Raw genomic sequence first — 19,674 nt, 5'->3', positions numbered from 1 at the left:
CCACCGGTGTCCATCATCGACCCGTTGCCGCATCACGTCTCCTCATTCGGCTGGTCTGTATCGCCGGGTTCGGGAGTCGTACTCGGTGTGGGGCTCGGTGTCACCGTCGGGGTGGTGGGCGTCGGGGTGGGAATCGTCGGGCTGGGGCTGGGGCTGGGTGGTGGCGACGTACTCGGCCTTGCGGTGGGCGTGGCCGATGTGCTTACCGTAGCCGACGGCGTGACCGAGGGGCGGGCCGTCTTCCCCGGCGAGACAGGTGGTCTGCTCGCCGGAGACGCGCTCCGGCTCGGTGTGGCCGTCGGCGATTCGGTAGCCTGGCTCGGCCGTACGACCGGCTTCTCCGGCTCGCTGCCGCCTGGCCGGCCGGTCAGCTCGTAGGCCGCCAGAGAGCCCAGCCCGACCGCGACGGCGCATCCCGCGACCGCGGCGACGATCACTGTTCTCCTGCGCCGACGCCCATCAGGCGCCGGCCCGGTACCTGGAGGCGTCCCGCCCGCGCCCTCCACGGAACCTCCGCCCGCACCGCCGTGAGCGCCGGAGCCCGCACCCCCGCCGGCGGCGGGGCCGACGGGCGCGGCCATGGCCGAGGTGATCTCCTGCGGCCACTCGGTCGCGGGCTCGGCGCGCCAGCCCGAGGGGTCGGTGAGCATGCCGAGAGCGGTGGCGTCGGTGGCGGCCAGCGCGTCGAGCAGCACGTCCGCCCGTTCCGACAGCTCCCTGGCGCCGGCCGGGCGCCGCAGCGGGTCCTTGGACAGGCACGCCATGACCAGGTCACGGACCGCGGGCGGGATGCTCTCCGGGAGCGGCGGCGGGGGCTCGCCGATGTGCATGAGAGCGATCGCCACCTGCGTCTCGGCGCGGAACGGCGCCCGGCCGGCCAGGCACTCGTAGGCGACCACCCCGAGGGAGTAGATGTCGGTGGCGGGCGTCAGCGGTTCGCCGGAGGCCTGCTCGGGACTGACGTACTGGGCGGTGCCGAGCAGGACTCCCGTCTGGGTGACCGGCGCGGCCTCCAGCACCCTGGCGATGCCGAAGTCTGTGATCTTTATCACGCCCGCCTCGGTCACCAGCAGATTGCCGGGCTTGATGTCCCGGTGGATGACCCCCGCGCGGTGCGCGGCCTGCAGGGCCCTGGCGGTCTGATGGACCACGTCGAGGGTGACCTTGGGGCTCAGCGCGCCGTCCCGGGCCAGGATGCCGGCCAGGGACTCGCCGGGCACCAGCTCCATCACCAGATAGGCGACGCCGTCGGTCTCGGCGTAGTCGAAGACCTGCGCGATGCCCGGATCGGACAGCCCGGCCGCGATGCGGGCCTCGGAGCGGAAGCGCTGCCGGAAGGCGGGATCCTCCGCCACGTGCGCGCGGAGCAGCTTCACCGCGACCTCGCGGCCGAGCAACTCGTCCCTGGCCCGCCACACCTCGCCCATGCCGCCCGACGCGATACGCCCTAGCGGGCGGTATCGGCCCCCGAGCAACGCGGTCATCTATTCAGCACCGCTTCCATCACGCTCTTGGCGATCGGGGCGGCGGTGTGACCACCTGAGGCGTCGCTGCCGGCGCTGCCGGACTCGACGATCAGCGCGACGGCGACCTGGGGGTCCTCCGCGGGGGCGTAGGAGATGAACCACGCGTGCGGGTCACGGCCCTCGGCGGTCTCGGCGGTGCCGGTCTTGCCGCCGACCGTCACGCCCTGAATCTGCGCCGCGCTCGCCGTGCCCTTGTTGACGACGTTGACCATCATCTCCTGGAGCTTGCGCGCGTTGTCCTCGCTCATCGCGGTGCTCAGCTCTTCGGGGTCGGCGGTCTCGATCTCGCCGCCCTCGGCATCCGCGATCCTGTTCACCAGGTACGGCTTCATGACCACGCCGTTGTTGGCGATGCCGGCGGCGATCATGGCCATCTGCAGCGGGGTCATCTGGTTGCTGCGCTGGCCGATCGACGCCTGGGCGAGGGCCGCCTGGTCCTCCTCGGGGCCGATCCCGCTACCCGCGACCGGCAGCGGGATCGACAACGGCTCGCCGCCGATGCCGAACTTGAAGGCCTGGTCCTTCAGCGCGTCGTAGCCGAGTTCCATGGCGATCTTGCCGAACGGGGTGTTGCAGGACTTCTCCAGCGCGAACGAGAGCGTCACGCGTCCGGCGCCGCAGGCCGCGCCACCGTAGTTGGGCAGGTCGGCGGTGGTGTTGGGCAGGTCGAGCACCTGCGGGGCGTCGACCTGGGTCTCCGGGCCGAGGGTGTCGTCGCTCTCCAGGTATGCCGCCATGGTGACCACCTTGAAGGTCGAGCCCGGCGGATAGGTGCGCTCGATGGCCCGGTTGACCAGCGGTTTGTCCTCGTCCTTGTCCAGCTTGTTGTACGCCTTGTTGACCTCGCCCTTGTCGGGCTTGGAGAGCGGGTTGGGGTCGTAGGTGGGGATCGAGACCATGGCGAGGATCGCCCCGGTCTTCGGTTCGATCGCGACCAGCGCGCCCTTCTTGCCGCTGGCGCCCAGCGCCTTGTAGGCGGCCTCCTGCGCCCTGGGGTTGATCGTCAGGTCGACGTTGGCGCCCTTGCTCCGCTTGGCGGTGAACAGGTCGATGCTCCGCCGGATCAGCAGGTCGGCGCTGGTGCCGTTGAGCAGGCGGTTCTCCGTCCGCTCGATGTCGCGCTGGCTCTCGGGCGCGAAGAACCCGGTGATGGGCGCGTAGAGCTTGCCCTCGGGATAGCGGCGCTGGAAGCGGAACTTGGTGTCGCCGGTGTCGACGGACTCGGCGAGGACCTTGTCGCCCGCGGTGATCCGGCCGCGCTCGACCTCGTACTGGGCGTAGAAGTTGCGGGTGTTGCGCGAGTCGGCGCGCAGGTCCTCCGCCCGCACGGCCTGCAGGTAGTTCACGTTGATCATGAGCAGGCCGAACATGAGCAGGCAGGCCAGGGCCGCGCGCTTGAGGGGACCGTTCATCGCTGGAACACCTGCGTCATTCCTTCGTCCTGGATGGCCTGGGGCGGAGGCTTCCTCGCCGTATCCGACATGCGTACCAGCAGCGCGATAAGGATCCAGTTAGCCAGCAGTGCCGAGCCGCCCTGGGACATGAACGGGGTGACCAGGCCGGTCAGCGGGATCAGGTTGGTCACGCCGCCGACGATGATGAAGACCTGCCAGGCCAGGATGAACGACAGGCCGCCCGCCAGCAGCTTGGAGAACGGCTCGCGGGCCGCGATCGAGGTGCGCAGGCCGCGCTCCACCAGCAGGGCGTAGACCATCAGCAGGGCCATCAGCCCGGTCAGGCCGAGCTCCTCGCCCGCGGCGGTGAAGATGAAGTCGGAGAAGGAGAGCGGGATCAGGTTGGGGTGGCCCTGGCCCAGACCGGTGCCCAGAACGCCGCCCTGGCCCATGCCGAACAGGCCCTGCATGAGCTGGTAGCTGCCACCGAACGTGCGGTCGTACAGCTCCGGGTCCTCCGGGTTGAGAAAGACCTCGAAGCGGGCCGCGACGTGGTCGAAGATGAGCCCCGCCAGCACCGCCCCGCCGACGAAGAGCAGGATGCCGATGAGCACCCACGAGGTGCGCTGGGTGGCGATGTAGAGCATCGCGATGAAGGTGCCGAAGATCAGCAGCGAGGAGCCGAGGTCCTTCTGCAGGATCAGCACGCCCAGGCTGAGGCCCCAGGTGATGAGCACCGGGCCGAGGTCACGGGCCCGGGGCAGGTCGATGAAGAGCAGCCGCCGCCCGGCCAGGGCCAGCACGTCGCGCTTGGCGACCAGGTAGCCGGCGAAGAAGACGACCAGGGCGAGCTTGGTGAACTCGGCCGGCTGGAGGCTGAAGCCGGCGACGCCGATCCAGATGCGGGCGCCGTTGATCTCCTGGCCGAGGAACGGCAGCAGCGGCGAGATCAGCAGGGCCAGGCCGACGGCGCCCGCGGTGTAGGTCAGACGCTGTAGCGCGCGGTGGTCGCGCAGCACGATCAGCGTCACGGAGAACATGACGACCCCGACGGCGGTCCACAGCAGCTGGTTGGTGGCCGAGGCTCCGTCCATGCCGGCCGCCTCAAGCCGATAGATGATCACCAGTCCGAGGCCGTTGATCAGTGTCACCAGCGGCAGGATCAGCGGGTCGGCCCAGGGCGCGAACTTGGCCAGCACCAGGTAGGCGGCCAGCATCAGACCGCCCAGGCCGAGACCGTAGGTGAGCATGCCCGCGGGGATCTGGTTGTCGAGCGCCAGCCCCACATTGGCGTACGCCAGCATCACGATGGCGACCGCGAATGCGAGCATCGCCAGCTGGGCCAACCGCCGTTTGGCGGGAAGCGGGACAGGCTCGGCGCTAGGGGTGCTCATGTGTTCACTGTGACCTTGTGGGTTCGGGGGCCCTGGGGACGGGGGGCTTGGCGGACGCGGAGGCGCTCGGCGACGTGGTCGGCTCGGCCTTGTCGTCGGCCTTGTCGTCGGCCTTGGCCGCGGACGACTTCAGCTCTTCGATCTTTTTCAGGCCCGCCTCGACGGTGGGGACGGGGATGCCGTCGCGGACCTGGCCCTGCTGGAACGCGCCAAGGGTCGTGATCGATTCTGCGGTGCCCTGGGCGACCTCGAAAAGCTCAAAGGGGCCGAGGTTGGTCTTCACGCCCTGGAAAACCACGATTTCGTTACCTCTGGCCCCTACGAAGTATTGATCGTCCAGCCATTGCCCGCCGAAGTACCAGCCTAGGCCGCTTCCGATGACGACGACACCGCCCGCCACGGCCATCAGGGGCCACAGTCGGCGACGTTTGGCCGGCTTGGCGGCGGCGGCCCTGATGATCGGCTCGTCGGGCTCGTCGTCGGCGATGACCGGTTGCGGCATGGTGACCGCGCTGGCACGTCCCGCCGGGGTGTCCGGCGGCTGCGACCGCGGCATGCCGGAGCCGGCGGCACCGACCACGGCCGCCTCGGTGCGCGGCGCGAAGCTCTCGTCCACCTCCAGCACGTCCGCCAGGACGCAGGTGATGTTGTCCGGACCACCGCCCCGGTTGGCCAGGTCGATGAGGGTGCGGACCACCCCGTCGGGATCCTCGATCGTGGAGAGCGTGTGGTGCAGGGTCTCCGCGCTCACCACCCCGGACAGGCCGTCGGAGCAGAGCAGGTAGCGGTCGCCGACCTGGGCCTCGCGCAGGGACAGGTCGGGGTCGACCTCACCGCTGCCGTCGAGGGCCCGGAGCAGGATCGACCGCTGGGGATGGGTGGCGGCCTCCTCCGCGGTGATCCGGCCGTCGTCCACCAGTGACTGCACCAGCGTGTGGTCATGCGTGATCTGGTAGAGCTCTCCCGCGCGCAGCAGGTAGGCCCGGGAGTCGCCGACGTGGACCAGGGCGACCCTCGTCCCGGACCAGAGCATGGCGGTGAGGGTGGTGCCCATGCCCTTGAGGCTGGGATCGCGGCCCACCATCTCGTGCAGCTTGCGGTTGGCGTCGCGTACCGCTGCCTCGATGGTGCTGAGCAGGTCACCTCCCTGGGCGTCCGCGTCGAGTGAGGACATCGCGGCGATGGCGACCGAACTGGCCACCTCACCGTGTGCGTGGCCGCCCATGCCGTCCGCGACGGCGAGCAGGCGGCCGCTGGCGTAGGCGGAGTCCTCGTTGCCCTCGCGGAGGAGGCCGACGTCAGAGCGGGCGGCGTAACGGAGTGCGATGGTCATTTGCGCAATTCGATGACGGTCTTACCGATGCGGATCGGAACACCGAGCGGCACCGGAGTCGGACGGGTGACTTTTGAGCGTTCGAGATAAGTGCCGTTGGTCGAGCCGAGATCTTCCACGATCCACTGACCGTCCTGGGGGAAGAGCCGGGCATGCCGACTGGAGGCGTAGTCGTCGCTGACTACCAGCGTCGAGTCGTTCGCCCGGCCGATGGTGATGGGCGTCTCCGAGAGGGTAATGGTGGTGCCTTGCAGGGGGCCACCGGTGACGACCATCTGCCGTGGTTCCCCCTTCTTGGATTTGGCCGCGGGCTTCACCGGCTTGGGAACCTTGCGCGCGGGGACGACGGCGGCCGTGCGTGATCCGAACAAGTCCGTCCGGATCACGCCGACCGCGGCAATCACGAAGAACCACAGCACCGCGAGGAAAGCGAGCCGGATCAGCAGCAGCGTGAGCTCGGACATGGACCGTCTATTTACCTTTAATCGCGCCGGAAAACCAGAGTCGTTCGCCCCAGCGTCACGCGAGTGCCGTTCTGGAGCTCGACCCGGCGAACCGGCTGGCCGTTGACGAAGGTGCCATTCGTGGAGCCGAGGTCGACGAGCGCGACCTGGGGGCCCTCCACTCGTAGCTCGGCGTGGTGCCGGGACACACCCGGGTCGACCAGCCGTAGATCACAGTCGGTGCCCCTGCCGAGCAGGGTCACCGGGGTTGTCAGGTCGAAGGACCGCTGGCCCTGCGGGTCGTCCTGGGTGGACACCAGCAGGCGGGGGCGGCCTCCGAACGCGTGAGGTTTGGCGGTGGGCACGTCGCTCACCGGCTGGCGGATCTCGTCCTGTTCGACCGTCGCGCCACGGATCACGCCCGAGCGGATGCGGAACAGGCCGACCGCGAGGTCGTCTGCCGTCTCGAAGCGGACCCTGACCGGTCCCACGAAGGAGTAGCCCTGTTCCTTGGCGTACTCCCTGGCGAGGTTGGCCAGCTCGTGGCCGATGCTGTCCGCGTAGACCTCCAGCCGCTCGCTGTCGGTCGTGGACAGCTCGACCACGAAGTCGTTGGGCACGAGAGTGCGTCCCTGGGCGACGATCGCCGCCCGCTCGTCCATCTCTCGTTGGACCGCACTGGCGACCTCTACCGGCTGAAGGTCAGATTTGAACGCCCGCGCAAAGGCCCCTTCAACCAAGCCTTCGAGCCTCCGCTCGAAACGCTGCAGGACTCCCACCGGGTACCTCCCCTCCTCCGTCTGTGTGGTCGCGGCCGCTTGGGGGCTCGTTGGCTCGGTCCTCGCTCTCTCGCACCCAGCTGCTCCGCTTTCGCATCTAGGAGGATCGTATCCGGGTTCGTGGGTACCGGCTGATACGTGCTAATGTTTCGACCGCACCCAACAAGGGCGGGTGGCGGAACGGCAGACGCGCACGGTTCAGGTCCGTGTGTCCGAAAGGACGTGAGGGTTCAAATCCCTCCTCGCCCACAAGATCATGACCCCGGTCACGCGGATACCGCGACCGGGGTCTTGCTGTTTCCGGGGAAACCGCGCATTCATCTGAGTCATCCATGAGGTCTCGTGACGGACCGGGTCGATTATCGATCAAGGTAGCCGTTCGCTCCGTTGTAGAGAAGCCTCGGGGCTTACATGTGGGTCTTGTGGTTTCTGGGGTGGTGCGGCACACCTTCCCGTTCTACCCGGCCACACTTGCTGATCACTTTCGGATGACTTGCATGGGTTTGCCGGTTGGCTGATTACGCTGACAGAGAAAATGGGTCGAGGGGATCTCACCCGGCCCGCCGAGTCCCCGGATCGGCGGGCCGATCCGGGGCGCGGTGGTTCCGCGGGTGCCCACCGGCGTTCACCGATGGGCACCCGCGTTCACCGGACGCGACGGCGGGGCGCCTCGAAGACGACCTCGGCGTGGAGTGCCCAGGAAGCGGATGAGGATCCCCGGCCGCCGCACTAGCGGGTCGCGAGCACCCGGACGCCCAGGATCTCGCCGAGAAGGTCCGTGAGGCTCACCATGCCGACCACCTCGCCGCCGCCGTCCGTGACGAGGCCCAGGTGCGCGTGGGCGTCCTGGAGGGCGGAGACGGCGTCGGGGATCGTGGTGGCCTTGTCCAGGCGGGGCACCGGCCGGGCGAGTTCCGCGGGACTGGCGTCCGGCCGGACGAGGATGTCCCTGATGTGCACCACGCCCAGGACGTCGCGCGGCCGGCCGGAGGTGACCAGCAGGCGCAGGTGCCCGTCGCGCGCGGCCACCTCGCGGATGTGCGTGCTCGTCGCGTCGCCGGGCACCGAGGTGGCCTTCGCCAGCGGCAGCATCAGCCGCTCGACCGGCTGCTGGTGCACTCGCAGGGCCCGGGTGAGCAGATCGTGCTCGTCCCGGTCGAGCAGCCCCATCCGGCCCGACTCACCGACCAGCATCGCCAGCTGGACGGGGGTCCTGGTGGTGGCCAGCTCGTCCCTGGGATGTACGCCGAACAGCTTCAGGATCCCGTTGGTCAGGTTGTTGAGCGCGGCGAGCACCGGCCTGACGACCCAGGTGAAGCCGCGGAACGGCAGGGCCAGCCCCATCGCGGCGATCTCGGGATGGGTCAGCGCCCATGACTTGGGAGCCATCTCGCCGACCACCATGTGCAGGAAGGTGATGATCGCCAGCGCGATCATCAGCGAGATGGGGACCCGCAGCGACTCGGGCACGCCGACCGCGCCGAAGACCGGTTCCAGCAGGTGCTCGACGGCCGGTTCGGTCACCATGCCCAGGCCGAGCGAGCAGAGCGTGATGCCCAGCTGCGCACCGGCCAGCATCAGGGAGAGCTCCCTACCGCCGCGCACCGCGGCGCGGGCGGCGATCCGGGTCAACCGGCCACCCTTGCCCGCCAGCTCCTCCAGACGGTGCCTGCGGGCTGAGATCACCGCGAACTCGGCGGCGACGAAGAAGGCGTTGCCGATCAGCAGGGCCACACCGAGCAGCAGGGCGGCGGTGGTGCTCATCGTCGCTTCACCCCGCTCCGCACGATCATGGAAGTCTCCGGGACAGGCTCGGTCGTCTGCGGCGCGGCCATCGCCGGATCATCCTCTCTCTCCGCCGTTCCCGGCGTCGCGTCCCCCTCGGGATCGTCCTTTCGAGGTACGGCGAGTGACAGCCGCACCCACTCGGGGACCCGGCGATGCACCGACAGCACGGTGAGCACCGCGTCCTTCTCGTCGGCGCCGTCGTTCTCCAGGGGGTCGTTCCGCAGGGTCAGCGTGACGGTCACGCTGTCACCGGGCTCGGCCATCCGGCCGAGGGTGGCGAGCACGAGGCCCGCGACGGTGTCGTAGTCGTCGCTCTCCGGAAGCTGCAGCCCGATGGCCCGCTCGATCTCGTCCAGCCTGAGCGTGCCGGGCAGGTCCCAGGTGCCCTCCTCACCCGCGACGACCCCCGCGGGCTCCGGGTCGTTCTCGTCGACGAGCTCGCCGACGAGCTCCTCGGCGAGGTCCTCGACGGTGACCACGCCGGCCAGGCCCCCGTACTCGTCGATGACGCACGCCAGGTCGTCGCGGGCGGCGCGCATGCGCTCCAGCACGACGGGGAGCGGCAGGGAGGTGGGCACCAGGAGCGCGGGACGGGTGATCCTCTCCAGTGTTCCGGTGCTCAGCCCCGACTTGAGCAGCTCGCGCACGCCGGTGACGCCGACCACGTCGTCGCCGTTCTGGTCGCAGAGCACCGGGTAGCGGGAGTGACCGTGCCTGCGGACGGCGTCGATCAGGTCGGAGATCGGGCGCTCCTCCCTCAGCAGCACCACGCGGGGACGCGGCACCATGACGTCCTCGGCGGTACGGTCGCCGAACTCCAGCGCGCGCTCGAGCAGCTCCGACAGCCGCGGCGGCAGGTCGCCGGTGCTGGCGGAGTCGGAGATGATCCGGGACAGCTCCTCGGGGCTGGCGCCGTGCTCGATCTCCTCCACCGGCTCGACGCCGACCCGGCGCAACAGGCCGGTGGCGGCGGAGTCGAACAGCCGGATGATCGGTCCGGCGATCCGCAGGTAGATCAACGTCGAGCGGGCGAGGAACTTCGCCACCGGCTCGGGACGGGCGATGCCGAGGTTCTTGGGGGCGAGCTCGCCGAGGACCATCTGGATGACGGTGGCGACCGCGACGGCCAGTGCCACGGCGATGCCGGGTACGGCACCCGACGGGACTCCCGCGGCCTCCAGCCAGGGGCGGATGACCGTGGCGATGGCGGGTTCGGAGATGAAACCGACGAGCAGCGCGGTGACGGTGATGCCGAGTTGCGCGCCCGACAGCATGAACGACAGGCGTCCCGTCACCTCCAGCGCCCGTTCCGCGGCCACGTCGCCCGAGTCGGCCTGCTCACGCAGCACGCCGCGGTCCGCCGCGACGAAGGCGAACTCCTGGGCGACGAAATAGCCGGTGGCGAGGGTGAGCAGAAGTACGGCCAGCAGGCCCAGAGCCGTGCTCACCGGGTAGCTCTCCCGGTTGGTTCAGCGGTTCCCGTGCGTTTGCACGGGCAGGTACTCCACGAGTCCGGAGTGGACACGATCATCCTTTCGAGCAGAGGTAGTTCTCTACCGTAACGATCCGGGTGGGGGTTGATGTTTCCGGATCAGCAGACGATCGCATTGTCGGTGGCTAACAACCTGTCTGAGTACTTTCACATAGGGAAACCTTGGGGACTCCGCGGCATGCGCGTGAGCCGCGACGTAGCGTCGATAATGACGTTTTCATCATGAGATCGAGAAGTGGCGGGACACGACGTGGCTGACTGGCCCGAAGACGACGATCGCACTCGCTCGCTGCGGTCGCCCACCCCGGGGTCCGCGCCGCAGCGAGCGGCCGGGCAGCCCGCCCACCCCCTGCCGGGCGGGCAGGCGTCGGCCCGGCGGCAGGCGTCCGGGGGCGAGGAGGTGCCGTCCCCCCGGGGAAGCTCACGGGTGTACGGCAAGGCCAGGTCGGGCTCCAGCCCGGTCAGACCGCTGAACGCCTCTTCCGACGGCTCCCGCGCCGGTTTCGGCGGTTCGGGTGACGGCGGCGGGCAGCGGACGTCGAGCTGGCGCCCGAAGCGCCCGGGCAGGCTGATCGTGCGGATCCTCGCCGGGCTGCTCGTCGTGCTGCTGGTCGTGGCCATCGGCGGATATTTCATGATTAACTCACGGCTGACCAGGATCGAGGCGCTCACCGACTACGAGGGCCGACCCGCCGACACCCCCGGCACCAACTGGCTGCTGGTCGGTTCCGACAGCCGGGAGGGCCTGACCGCGGCACAGCGTAAGAAGCTCGCCACGGGCAAGGCCGTGGGCCGCAGGACCGACACGATGATGCTGCTGCACATTCCCGACGGTGACGGCCGCCCGACCCTGGTCAGCCTGCCGCGTGACTCCTACGTGCCGATCGACGGCCACGGCAGCGACAAGCTCAACGCCGCCTACGCCTTCCAGGACGGCGGCCCCAAGCTGCTCGCCAAGACCGTGGAGAAGGTGACCGGGCTGCGGCTCGACCACTACATGGAGATCGGCTTCGGCGGCTTCGTGGGCATCGTCGACGCCATCGGCGGGGTCGAGATCGACGTCAAGCAGGCCATCAGGGACCCCAAGGCCGGGATCAACCTGAAGAAGGGGCTCCAGCTCATGGACGGCGGGACGGCCCTCGGTTACGTCCGTACCCGTGCCACCGGCAAGATCCCCGACCTCGACCGGACCCAGCGCCAGCGCCAGTTCTTCTCCGCGGTGGTGAAGAAGGCGGCCAGCCCCGGGGTCCTGATCAACCCCTTCACCTCCGTGCCGCTCGCGCTGAGCGCCGCCGACTCGGTGTCCGTGGGCGAGGAGACCGGTGCCTTCGACCTGCTCTCCCTCGGTCTGGCCATGGGCGACAACCCGGTCACCACCGTCGTCCCGGTCGGCTCCCTGCCCACCATCAACGGTCAGGCGGTCGTCAAGTGGGATCGGGAGAAGGCGCTGCGCCTGTTCGACGCGCTGGCCGAGGACAAGCCCGTCCCCAAGGACGTCCTCGCCAAGTAGGCGTCATCGTTCCACGTGGTGAGCGCCGTGGTCGTAAGCACTCCGTAAGCGGTGCGCGGCCACGGCGCCATTAGCCTCGATGTCGAAGACAGAGCCGGGGCTCCCACGCCGGAGGTATTCGATGAGAATCAAAAGACTGCTCCGACACCCCGCCACGTGGGGCGTTCTGGCGGTCGGTGCCGTCGTGCTCGGCGTCGCCCTCTACCTGTTCCAGCCCTGGCGCCTGTTCACCACGGTCGAGGTGAACGAGGCGTTGCCGACCGTGGCCGTGACCTCCGAGCCGGAGGCGACCCCGGTGGTGCAAGACGGGGCGAGCGAGCCCGCCAAGGCCCCCGAGGAGCCAAGAATCCTGGCCAAGGGCACGTTCGTCTCCCACGAGCACGAGACCGCGGGCAAGGCGAGGGTGCTGGAGCTCCCGGATGGGAGCCGGGTCCTGCGGATCGAGGACCTGGACACCTCCGACGGCCCGGATCTGCGGGTCTGGCTGAGTGACCAGCCCGTCAAGGAGGGCAGGGCCGGATGGTTCAACCTGGACGACGGCAAGCACCTCGAACTCGGCGAGCTGAAGGGCAACCGGGGTAACGCCAACTACGCCATCCCCGCGGGGGCCGACCTCGACAGCCTGAAGAGCGTCACCATCTGGTGCAGGCGCTTCAGCGTCTCCTTCGGCGCCGCCGCCCTCACCTGACACAATGCCCGGACTATGAGTGTTTCCGGGAAACTGCATGCCATTGGCCGCCCGCTCGTCGAGGCGCAGCTCGCGCACCCGACGGTGGTCGGCATCGCGCGAGGAGACCTGCCCGAGCCGGTGTTCCGGTCCTGGCTGGAGCAGGACTACCTGTTCCTGCTCGACTACGTGCGGGTTTTCTCGCGACTCGCCTGGCAGGCCCCTGACGGGCACCTGGGGGACCTGGTGGATCTGGCCCACGCCACATTCCACGAGGAGCTGAACCTGCACCGTTCGCTGTCCGCGGAGTTCGGCGCCGATCTCGGCGGGGTGCGAAAGGGGCCTGCCTGCGCGGCCTACACCTCTTTCCTGCTCGACTCCGCGGCCGTCTACGCCGATGGCCTGGCCGCGCTCTACCCCTGCATGTGGGGCTACTCCACGCTCGGTCGGGCCCTGGCCGAGAACCCGCCCGACGAGCCGCGATACCGTGCCTGGGTCGACACCTACGCCCATCCGGCCTTCGCCGAGCTGACCGAGCGCATCGCCGTGATGATCGACGAGGCGGCACCCGACCCCGGTAGGGCGGAAAAGCTGTTCACCGAGGGAATGGCCCATGAACTCGCCTTCTGGGACGTGCCCTGAGGCCGTCCTCTCGCGGCGGCCTTTCGTCTTTCCCGGCCCGCCGGCCTCCCGCGCCTTCGGCTCCCTCCTCGGCACCGGTGTCGCCGATCCTTCGGCCACGGGGCACAGAAGGCCGGCTGATTCAGTCGGTCAGTTGTGGTGAATTAGCTCGCTATCAGGGGAAATTGAGAGTCCGGATGAGGGCGTCCGAGAGGCTTTGCGCACCCATCAGGTGTGGGAGTTGGAACAATGGGCGCATGAGTGTTCCTGAGGTCGAGGCACGGGCCGTGCCGGATGACGCGTTCCTGCTCGACGTACGCGAGGACGACGAGTGGCGTGCCGGGCACGCGCCGGGAGCCGTCCACATCCCGCTGGGTGAGCTGCAGTCCCGGGTCGACGAGGTGCCCAAGGGCGCGCCCGTCTACGTGATCTGCCGGGTCGGCGGCCGTTCCGCCAACGCCACCGCCTGGCTCAACCACGTGGGCTGGGACGCGATCAACGTCGGCGGCGGTATGCGGTCCTGGGAGGTGGCGGGGCGTTCGATGGTCGCCGAGAGCGGTCAGGACCCGTTCGTGGCCTGAGCGGTCCCAGTGGTCTGAGTGGTTTCAGTGGCCCGGGTGGCCTGAGTCGACGTCCACCGAGATGGCGGTCCTTGCCAAGAAAGGAATAAATGGCATAATCGGGGCGAATTATTTACCGCGGGAGCTCGGGCGTGACCGGGCTGAGAGGGCGGAACCACGCAGAGGGTCGCACAGACCCTCCGACGCGCCGCCGACCGCATGAACCTGTCCGGGTAATGCCGGCGTAGGGAGCGTGTGATGTCGCCTGCCGTCGTTGACTCCAAGTCAGCCGAGGCCCCCCTCACCCTCGACGAGGCTCCTCCCAGGGAGCTCGGCGTGCTCGACCAGGGCGCGCTCTGGGCCAATCTGGGGGTCAGCCTGCTCGGATTCTCCGGCGCGATCGCGCTGATCGATCCGCTCGGCGACCGGCCGCTGAGCTTCGTGGCCGCGATCCTGGCCGCCGTCGTGGGCAGCGTCATCGGCACCGCGATGGTCGGCCTGGCCGCCATTCCCGGGCAGCGGACCGGCGCTCCGGCGATGGTCCTGCTCCGCGGGCTGTTCGGTGCCAGGCTCTCGTACCTGCCGACCGTGCTGAACATCATCCAGATGCTCGGCTGGGGCGCGTTCGAGCTCTGGGTCATCGCCCAGGGCGCCCAGGCCATCGCCGGATCCTTCGGGTTCGAGGTGCCGTACGCGGTCTGGGTGGTCCTCGGAGGGGTGATCACCACCGCGCTGAGCATCCGGCCGCTGGGAGCGGTCCGGTTGCTCCGCCGGTACGTCACCGCCGGCGTGGTCGTCTCGATGATCTGGTTCGCGGTCGCCCTGTTCAGCCGGGGGCCGTCCATCGGCGGTGGATCGTGGGAGGCCTTCGCGCCCTCGGTCGACTACGTGATCGCGCTGTCGGTCTCCTGGGTGCCGGTCGCGGCGGACTTCGCGCGGTTCTCCAGGTCCGGCAGGGCCACGTTCACCGGTGTCGTCGGCGGCTACACGATCACCCAGGTGGCCTGTCTGGTCCTGGGAATCGCGGCGCTCGCCCTGGTCGGCAACGACACCGGGCGGGTCTGGGACCCCTTCGTGGCCGCGGCCCTCGGCCCGCTGTTCTTCGGCATCCTGGTGCTCAGGGAGACCGACCAGTCGTTCGTGAACGTCTACTCCACCACCATGTCGCTGCAGAACCTGATGCCCAGGCTGGACCGCAGGGTCATCTCCGTGGTCATCGGAGTGCTGGTCACCCTGCTCGCGATCTTCGTCAAGGTCGACACCTACACCGCGTTCCTGAGCCTGATCGGGGCGGTCTTCGTGCCGATGTTCGCGGTGCTCGCCGTGGACTACTTCCTGCTCGGCGGCGCCAGGAGCTGGGACACCTCCGACGGCGCGCCCTCGCGCTGGCTCATGGTGGCCCCGTGGCTGCTGGGCTTCGCGGCGTGGTGGATGCTCGCCGCGTTGCCGGTCGCCCCGGAGCTGGCCTGGTGGACCTCGTTCTGGACCGATGCCCGTGACCTGCTCGGCTTCGTCCCGCAGCCGTGGATGAGCGCGGCCGTCGGCGCGTTCCTCGCCGCGGGTCTCGTCACCCTGGGCACCGGTGCGCTCCGGCGCCGTTCCTGACCGGGCGGAGGCGCGCTAAGCGCGGGACTCGATGCGCAGCAGGCGTTCCTTGGCGGCCAAGCCCCCGGCGTACCCGCCAAGGACCGACTCGCTCTCGACGACCCGGTGGCACGGCACGATGACGCACACCGGGTTGCTGCCCAGCGCGTTGCCGACCGCGCGCAGCGCCCGCGGCCTGCCGATCCGCTCGGCGATCTCGCGGTAGGTCGTCACCGTCCCGTACGGCACCGAGAGCATCATCTGCAGCACCGTCCTGGAGAACTGGGTGGCCAGGCGCAGGTCCACCGTTGTGGTGAAGGCCCGGAGCCGGGCGGAGAAGTAGGCGTCCAGCTCCCGGCGGACCGGGTCGAGCCGCCGGGGGTCCGGCCCGATGAAGGTGCCGACCTCCCTGCTGATCCGCTCGAAGACGACGTTCTCGTCCTCGTAGCTGCAGGCCACCACACCCCGGCCCGTCACGGCGAGGGTAAGACGCCCCAGCGGTCCGTCGAGCGTGCCGAACGCGATGTCGGGATGGCTCGTGCCGACGTAGTCGGGCGAGGTCACCCGTAGCAATGCATCGATGTCGCCGGATGACATGGCCCCACCCTTTCGTATCCAGGTGTGTGGTGACCGCAGAGTATCGGACGGATCGCCCGGCCAGTGGCAACACGTGCGGGACGAAAGTGCCAAGATCAGGCCGGTTGAGACGGCACTATGGGTGTGTGGTGGACTACACGGCCGACAATGACGAGGGCATCGGCCGGGCGGTCGTGGCCGACGCGCCCAACGCGATCGTCGCCATTGATCGCGAACAGACGGTCATCGCCTGGAATCCCGCCGCCGAGCGCCTTTTCGGCTGGTCGGCCGAGGAGACGGTCGGCCGGCGGGTTCCGGTGGTTCCCGAGGAGCTGATGGCCGAGCACAACGCGGTCCTGGAGAAGGTCCGCACCGGTGGCCAGGTGTCGCTGCGGACCAAGCGGTTCCGCCGGGACGGCAGCCTGCTCGATCTGCGGGTGGACACCGGCGCGCTCTCCTCGCGGGACGGCACCCCCATCGGTTATGTCAGCGTCTACCACCTGGCCCAGGACGACGAGAGCGCCAACGACCGCAACGCCCGCCGGGCACAGCTCGTCCGCCGGCTCACCGACGTGGTCGCCGACATCAACGCCGAGCTGGAGCTGCCCGCGGTGCTGGACCGGATCGCGGCCAGCCTCGCCGACCTGACCGGGGCCGACGCGGGCGGGTTCGTGCTCATCGAGGGCGACCGGCTCCGCCTCGTGGCCCGTCACAACCTTCCCGGCTCGATGCGGAACTCCACGGCGGACCTCCGCACCAGCCTGGTCGGCAAGCTGCTGCGCGAGGGCAGGACCGTCCTGCTGGAGACCGGTGACCAGGACCGGCTGGACGAGCTGATCTGGTCGCAGCTGCCCGGCCTGCACACCATCGCACTCGGTCTCGCGGCCATGGGCGGGCGACCGTACGGCGCGCTGTACGCGCTCTTCGCCAAGCGCAAGGTGGGCCACCTGGAGCTGGAGCTGCTGGAGCTCCTCGCGGGTCACGCGGGCATCGCCGTGGGCAACGCGATGGCCTACCAGGAGGCCGTACGGCAGCGGGCCCACGAGCGGGCGGTGTTCGACGCCAGCGCCGACGGCATAGCGGTCCTCGACGAGCTGGGCCGGGTCGTCCAGTGGAACCCGGCCGCCGGCGAGCTGACCGGCTTCCACTCCGCCGAGGTGATCGGCGGCCCGCCCCCGTTCCAGCTCCCGGCGCCGGGAGAGAAGCTCACCATCCAGTTGCCCTCGGGCACCTGGCTGGACGTGCTCTGCGCGGAGATCGTGGAGACGGGCGAGATCGTGGTCGACTTCCGCGACATCACCCGCGCGAAGGAACTGGAGGAGGCCAAGGATCTCTTCCTGGCCACCACCAGCCATGAACTGCGCACCCCGATCACCGTGGTCCGCGGCTTCGCCGGCACCCTCGACGACCGCTGGGACAGCATGACCGACACCGAGCGCCGTGCCGCGGTGCGCATCATCGCCGAGCGGGCCCGTTCCCTCGGCCAGCTCATGGACCACCTGCTGCTGGGCTCGCGCGCGGGGGCCGGTGAGCTCACGCTCAGAATCGAGGGCTTCGACTTGGCCGAGCTGGTGCGGGGAGCCACCCTGGGCCTGCCGATCCTGTCGGATCTGCACCGGGTCGAGGTCGACGTGCCCGATGACCTGCCCCTGGTCTCCGGCGACGCGCTGGCCACCGATATCCTGCTGGCCCAGCTGCTGGAGAACGCTTTCAAATATTCGCCGGACGGTGGCCTGATCAGGGTAGAGGCATGGGTGGATGGTGACCGGGTGGTGTTGGTCGTGGACGACGAGGGCGTGGGCATCGCCCAGGCCAGCAGGGAGCGCGTCTTCGACCGCTTCGTCCAGGCGGACAGCGGCGACCGCCGCAGGTTCGGCGGAGTCGGGCTTGGTCTCTACATCGTGCGCAGCCTGGCACGGGCCCAGGGAGGAGAGGTGTCGGCGCATCCACGCCCCGCGGGCGGCACCCGGATGAGGCTGGCCCTCCGTATCGCCGACACGCCGGACGCTCTTACCTGATCGACACGCCAAGGCGGTAACGAGTCGGTAACGGATCCGCTGATCTATTGTCGAATGTGCACAAGCTGTAATTGCTGCTCGGTTTCCGAGACTATCTAACGGGGCATTTCGGTCGTACTGGGGTGAGTTCCTCAGGGGGGAAAGGCATACGGGGAGGTGAGTGCGTCGAGCGTCGTGTTGTTGCCGTATGCACCGTCCAGCGTCGCTGTCGCACGCCAACGCCTCTGCTCTGACCTGCAGGAACGGGGTGTGTACGAGACCGCTATAGACGACGCGGTGCTCGTGGTCAGCGAGCTGCTGAGCAATGCGCTGCGTCACGCGCATCCGTTGCCGTCGGGGCAGATCAGGGTGTCATGGCACTGGACCGAGGAGCAGGTCGAGGTTGCGGTGAGTGACGGTGGTGCGGCCACCGAACCAAGAGCAGGGCGCCCGACGCTCTCCTCCCTGGGAGGGCGAGGCCTCGGAATCGTCGAATATCTGGCCTCGACATGGGGAGTCAGACACGAGGGGGACATCACCACGGTCTGGGCGGTGGTCACGGCGGTCAACACGGTAGGTAACGGCCATGTTTCCACCCCGGAACCCGCCCTCAGGGAATGCGGATAGCCCTTCCGTCGGGTGCCGTCCCGCTTGGCCTGTCATGAAGCGGGACGGCACCTCCCCCGCCGTCCGGAGTGCCGTCAGCCTCCGGCGAGCGCGGGCCGGTGCAGTATCGCCCGCTCCCCGGTGGTCCAGGCCGTCGTGACGAGCAGGTAGATCCCGGCCGCGAGCGGCAGCACCGCCGCGACCAGAACGGTTCCGTACGGCAGCAGGGGCAGCACCCGGCGCAGCACCGCGGGCTGGACGTCCTCGCTCATCGTGCTCCGCGTCTGGCGGGAGGCGACCCACGCCATGGCGACGAGCAGCAGGAAAAGCCCGGCGAAGACCAGGGTCGGACCACTGAGCAGCCCGAACCCGGCCACCGTGCCCGCGAACTGCTGGCCGAGCGGCACCCCGAGGAGCCCGTGGGTCAGCAGCGCGTTGGCCTGACCGGCGATCGTCGAGGAGACGAACGCCTGGTAGGTCACCATGAGGAACGGCAACTGCGCCGCCGACGGCAGGCAGCCTGCCAGTGGTGAGGTCCTCTCCCTGGCGTAGAGGGCGGCCAGTTCCCGCTGGAGCCGCTCGGGATGGCGGCCGTGACGTTTCCGGAGTTCCCGGATCTCCGGGGCGAGGCGGATCCTGGCCCGCTCACCCCTGGCCCGCATGACGCTGAGCGGGAGCAGCAGGAGCCGGACGAGGAGCGTGAAAACGACGATCGCGAGCGCGGTGGAGCCCAGCGGCCCGGCGAGCGCGGTGATGAGGTCGGCGGTGAACCCGATGACGGGGTCGAACATGGTCGGGGCCCTTCTGACCGGAGTGGGGACGGTACAGAGGACGCCCGCGCACCGCGGGGGTCTTCAGAGCGTGTGCGCGCGGCACACGGTGGTCGCGGGGGGTTACGCGGGCGCCGGGCCCGCGGAGGGTGCTCTGGGCCGGGACCTCCCGGCCGCGTCGGGGTCGCGTTGCCGGACGAACATCGTCCGCCTGGCCCGATCGCGCCGCGACAGCGGCGACCGCGCCCGCGCGCCGGAGGTGACGGGCGCCGGTCGCAGTGCCCAGGCGAGCAGGAGCACGCCCAGCCCGACCACGGCGGTCGCCGTCAGGACGCCGCCGCCGTCGAACATCCAGACCACCAGTGTCTGGACGGCGAGGAGCAGGTTCAACTCTTGGACTTGGAGACCACGGTGACCAGGGCGACGACCACGAAGGCCACGACCGCCAACACGATCACGAACTTCAGCAGCCCGAAAAGGGCGGGCAGCACGAGCCCGAACACCACATAGAGCGCGAGCAGGACGCCCAGGACCGCCAGCACGATACGACTCATGTGCTCCACCGTACGCCGACGGGAGGAACGGCGGGCGCCTTGATCGTAACGATCGAGTGCTTACGGACCGGTGACACGGC

The 19,674-nt window shown here is 69.4% G+C and carries 19 protein-coding genes, 1 tRNA gene and 1 riboswitch; of the genes, 8 read left to right on the top strand and 12 right to left on the bottom strand.

All coding sequences use genetic code 11. The features are described 5' to 3' along the window. Positions 1-32: 32 nt before the first annotated feature. From AB0K21_RS28255 to AB0K21_RS28230, 6 genes are read right to left on the bottom strand one after another with little or no spacing between them, the layout of a single operon-like run. A complete protein-coding gene (locus AB0K21_RS28255) occupies positions 33-1,484 on the bottom strand; it encodes a serine/threonine-protein kinase (RefSeq protein ID WP_364154639.1) in 1,452 nt (483 codons plus the stop codon). After that, entirely contained in the window at positions 1,481-2,938 is a 1,458-nt protein-coding gene (locus tag AB0K21_RS28250; RefSeq protein ID WP_343970681.1) for a penicillin-binding protein 2, read from the bottom strand. Before AB0K21_RS28250 ends, AB0K21_RS28255 begins: the two co-directional genes overlap by 4 nt. After that, positions 2,935-4,314 (bottom strand): FtsW/RodA/SpoVE family cell cycle protein, encoded by a 1,380-nt coding sequence (locus AB0K21_RS28245; protein WP_343970684.1) that lies wholly within the window; start codon positions 4,312-4,314, stop codon positions 2,935-2,937. The genes AB0K21_RS28250 and AB0K21_RS28245 overlap by 4 nt, the downstream gene beginning before the upstream one ends. 4 nt (positions 4,315-4,318) lie before the next feature. Continuing rightward, positions 4,319-5,647, bottom strand: a complete 1,329-nt coding sequence (locus AB0K21_RS28240) for a Stp1/IreP family PP2C-type Ser/Thr phosphatase (RefSeq protein WP_343970687.1) — start codon at positions 5,645-5,647, stop codon at positions 4,319-4,321. Continuing rightward, complete coding sequence (locus AB0K21_RS28235; RefSeq protein WP_343970689.1) at positions 5,644-6,111, bottom strand: FHA domain-containing protein; 468 nt, start codon at positions 6,109-6,111, stop codon at positions 5,644-5,646. The genes AB0K21_RS28240 and AB0K21_RS28235 overlap by 4 nt, the downstream gene beginning before the upstream one ends. Positions 6,112-6,128: 17 nt before the next feature. After that, a complete protein-coding gene (locus AB0K21_RS28230) occupies positions 6,129-6,869 on the bottom strand; it encodes a DUF3662 and FHA domain-containing protein (RefSeq protein WP_326646286.1) in 741 nt (246 codons plus the stop codon). 166 nt (positions 6,870-7,035) lie between these two features. Between AB0K21_RS28230 and AB0K21_RS28225 the strand changes: the two genes are divergently transcribed. Further along, positions 7,036-7,118 (top strand) — tRNA-Leu (locus AB0K21_RS28225). A gap of 480 nt (positions 7,119-7,598) precedes the next feature. On the opposite strand, the gene AB0K21_RS28220 is transcribed toward AB0K21_RS28225, so the two are convergent. Next, positions 7,599-8,633: a hemolysin family protein gene (locus tag AB0K21_RS28220; RefSeq protein WP_343970694.1), complete on the bottom strand. Its 1,035-nt coding sequence runs from the start codon at positions 8,631-8,633 to the stop codon at positions 7,599-7,601. Next, positions 8,630-10,105 carry a hemolysin family protein gene (locus tag AB0K21_RS28215; RefSeq protein WP_343970697.1) on the bottom strand — a complete coding sequence of 492 codons (1,476 nt, stop codon included), beginning with the start codon at positions 10,103-10,105 and terminating at the stop codon, positions 8,630-8,632. The genes AB0K21_RS28220 and AB0K21_RS28215 overlap by 4 nt, the downstream gene beginning before the upstream one ends. A 294-nt stretch (positions 10,106-10,399) precedes the next feature. Here AB0K21_RS28215 and AB0K21_RS28210 point away from each other — a divergent pair, with 294 nt between their 5' ends. The 5 genes from AB0K21_RS28210 to AB0K21_RS28190 all read left to right on the top strand — a co-directional run bounded on the left by AB0K21_RS28210 (position 10,400) and on the right by AB0K21_RS28190 (position 15,112). After that, positions 10,400-11,659, top strand: coding sequence for an LCP family protein (locus tag AB0K21_RS28210; protein ID WP_364154632.1), 1,260 nt, complete (start codon positions 10,400-10,402; stop codon positions 11,657-11,659). Between the two features lie 121 nt (positions 11,660-11,780). Further along, positions 11,781-12,347, top strand: coding sequence for a DM13 domain-containing protein (locus AB0K21_RS28205; RefSeq protein ID WP_343970703.1), 567 nt, complete (start codon positions 11,781-11,783; stop codon positions 12,345-12,347). 15 nt (positions 12,348-12,362) lie between these two features. Next, positions 12,363-12,968 carry a TenA family protein gene (locus AB0K21_RS28200; protein WP_343970706.1) on the top strand — a complete coding sequence of 202 codons (606 nt, stop codon included), beginning with the start codon at positions 12,363-12,365 and terminating at the stop codon, positions 12,966-12,968. A gap of 236 nt (positions 12,969-13,204) precedes the next feature. Continuing rightward, entirely contained in the window at positions 13,205-13,528 is a 324-nt protein-coding gene (locus AB0K21_RS28195; protein WP_343970709.1) for a rhodanese-like domain-containing protein, read from the top strand. 107 nt (positions 13,529-13,635) lie between these two features. Further along, positions 13,636-13,775, top strand: a riboswitch (TPP riboswitch). After that, positions 13,766-15,112 carry a cytosine permease gene (locus tag AB0K21_RS28190; RefSeq protein ID WP_343970712.1) on the top strand — a complete coding sequence of 449 codons (1,347 nt, stop codon included), beginning with the start codon at positions 13,766-13,768 and terminating at the stop codon, positions 15,110-15,112. Its footprint overlaps the riboswitch before it by 10 nt. Positions 15,113-15,127: 15 nt before the next feature. On the opposite strand, the gene AB0K21_RS28185 is transcribed toward AB0K21_RS28190, so the two are convergent. Next, a complete protein-coding gene (locus AB0K21_RS28185; RefSeq protein ID WP_364154628.1) occupies positions 15,128-15,688 on the bottom strand; it encodes a methylated-DNA--[protein]-cysteine S-methyltransferase in 561 nt (186 codons plus the stop codon). A gap of 125 nt (positions 15,689-15,813) precedes the next feature. On the opposite strand from AB0K21_RS28185, the gene AB0K21_RS28180 reads away from it, so the two are divergent. Both AB0K21_RS28180 and AB0K21_RS28175 read left to right on the top strand, forming a co-directional pair. Further along, positions 15,814-17,685: a PAS domain S-box protein gene (locus AB0K21_RS28180; RefSeq protein WP_364154625.1), complete on the top strand. Its 1,872-nt coding sequence runs from the start codon at positions 15,814-15,816 to the stop codon at positions 17,683-17,685. A 156-nt stretch (positions 17,686-17,841) separates the two neighbouring features. Then, positions 17,842-18,291 carry an ATP-binding protein gene (locus tag AB0K21_RS28175; protein ID WP_051753245.1) on the top strand — a complete coding sequence of 150 codons (450 nt, stop codon included), beginning with the start codon at positions 17,842-17,844 and terminating at the stop codon, positions 18,289-18,291. 74 nt (positions 18,292-18,365) lie between these two features. Here the strand turns inward: AB0K21_RS28175 and yidC are convergent, their stop codons facing one another. The 3 genes from yidC to AB0K21_RS28160 all read right to left on the bottom strand — a co-directional run bounded on the left by yidC (position 18,366) and on the right by AB0K21_RS28160 (position 19,594). After that, on the bottom strand, positions 18,366-19,061 hold the full coding sequence (gene yidC / locus AB0K21_RS28170; protein WP_343970721.1) for a membrane protein insertase YidC: 696 nt from the start codon (positions 19,059-19,061) through the stop codon (positions 18,366-18,368). A gap of 102 nt (positions 19,062-19,163) precedes the next feature. Further along, positions 19,164-19,430: a DUF6412 domain-containing protein gene (locus tag AB0K21_RS28165; RefSeq protein ID WP_343970724.1), complete on the bottom strand. Its 267-nt coding sequence runs from the start codon at positions 19,428-19,430 to the stop codon at positions 19,164-19,166. After that, positions 19,427-19,594, bottom strand: a complete 168-nt coding sequence (locus tag AB0K21_RS28160; RefSeq protein WP_343970727.1) for a hypothetical protein — start codon at positions 19,592-19,594, stop codon at positions 19,427-19,429. Before AB0K21_RS28160 ends, AB0K21_RS28165 begins: the two co-directional genes overlap by 4 nt. Between the last annotated feature and the right edge of the window lie 80 nt (positions 19,595-19,674).

The organism is Streptosporangium sp. NPDC049248 (assembly GCF_040678965.1).
In the GTDB taxonomy this organism is placed as follows: domain Bacteria; phylum Actinomycetota; class Actinomycetes; order Streptosporangiales; family Streptosporangiaceae; genus Streptosporangium; species Streptosporangium fukuiense.
The sequence above is the reverse complement of the archived record's forward strand: the minus strand, read 5'-3'. Positions and strand labels throughout refer to the sequence as shown.

Bases quoted from the DNA above. Each gene is read 5' to 3' on its own strand.
- AB0K21_RS28255 (WP_364154639.1), bottom strand. From the start codon at position 1,484: ATGACCGCGTTGCTCGGGGGCCGATACCGCCCGCTAGGGCGTATCGCG.
- AB0K21_RS28250 (WP_343970681.1), bottom strand. From the start codon at position 2,938: ATGAACGGTCCCCTCAAGCGCGCGGCCCTGGCCTGCCTGCTCATGTTC.
- AB0K21_RS28245 (WP_343970684.1), bottom strand. From the start codon at position 4,314: ATGAGCACCCCTAGCGCCGAGCCTGTCCCGCTTCCCGCCAAACGGCGG.
- AB0K21_RS28240 (WP_343970687.1), bottom strand. From the start codon at position 5,647: ATGACCATCGCACTCCGTTACGCCGCCCGCTCTGACGTCGGCCTCCTC.
- AB0K21_RS28235 (WP_343970689.1), bottom strand. From the start codon at position 6,111: ATGTCCGAGCTCACGCTGCTGCTGATCCGGCTCGCTTTCCTCGCGGTG.
- AB0K21_RS28220 (WP_343970694.1), bottom strand. From the start codon at position 8,633: ATGAGCACCACCGCCGCCCTGCTGCTCGGTGTGGCCCTGCTGATCGGC.
- AB0K21_RS28205 (WP_343970703.1), top strand. From the start codon at position 11,781: ATGAGAATCAAAAGACTGCTCCGACACCCCGCCACGTGGGGCGTTCTG.
- AB0K21_RS28200 (WP_343970706.1), top strand. From the start codon at position 12,363: ATGAGTGTTTCCGGGAAACTGCATGCCATTGGCCGCCCGCTCGTCGAG.
- AB0K21_RS28195 (WP_343970709.1), top strand. From the start codon at position 13,205: ATGAGTGTTCCTGAGGTCGAGGCACGGGCCGTGCCGGATGACGCGTTC.
- AB0K21_RS28190 (WP_343970712.1), top strand. From the start codon at position 13,766: ATGTCGCCTGCCGTCGTTGACTCCAAGTCAGCCGAGGCCCCCCTCACC.
- AB0K21_RS28185 (WP_364154628.1), bottom strand. From the start codon at position 15,688: ATGTCATCCGGCGACATCGATGCATTGCTACGGGTGACCTCGCCCGAC.
- yidC (WP_343970721.1), bottom strand. From the start codon at position 19,061: ATGTTCGACCCCGTCATCGGGTTCACCGCCGACCTCATCACCGCGCTC.
- AB0K21_RS28160 (WP_343970727.1), bottom strand. From the start codon at position 19,594: ATGAGTCGTATCGTGCTGGCGGTCCTGGGCGTCCTGCTCGCGCTCTAT.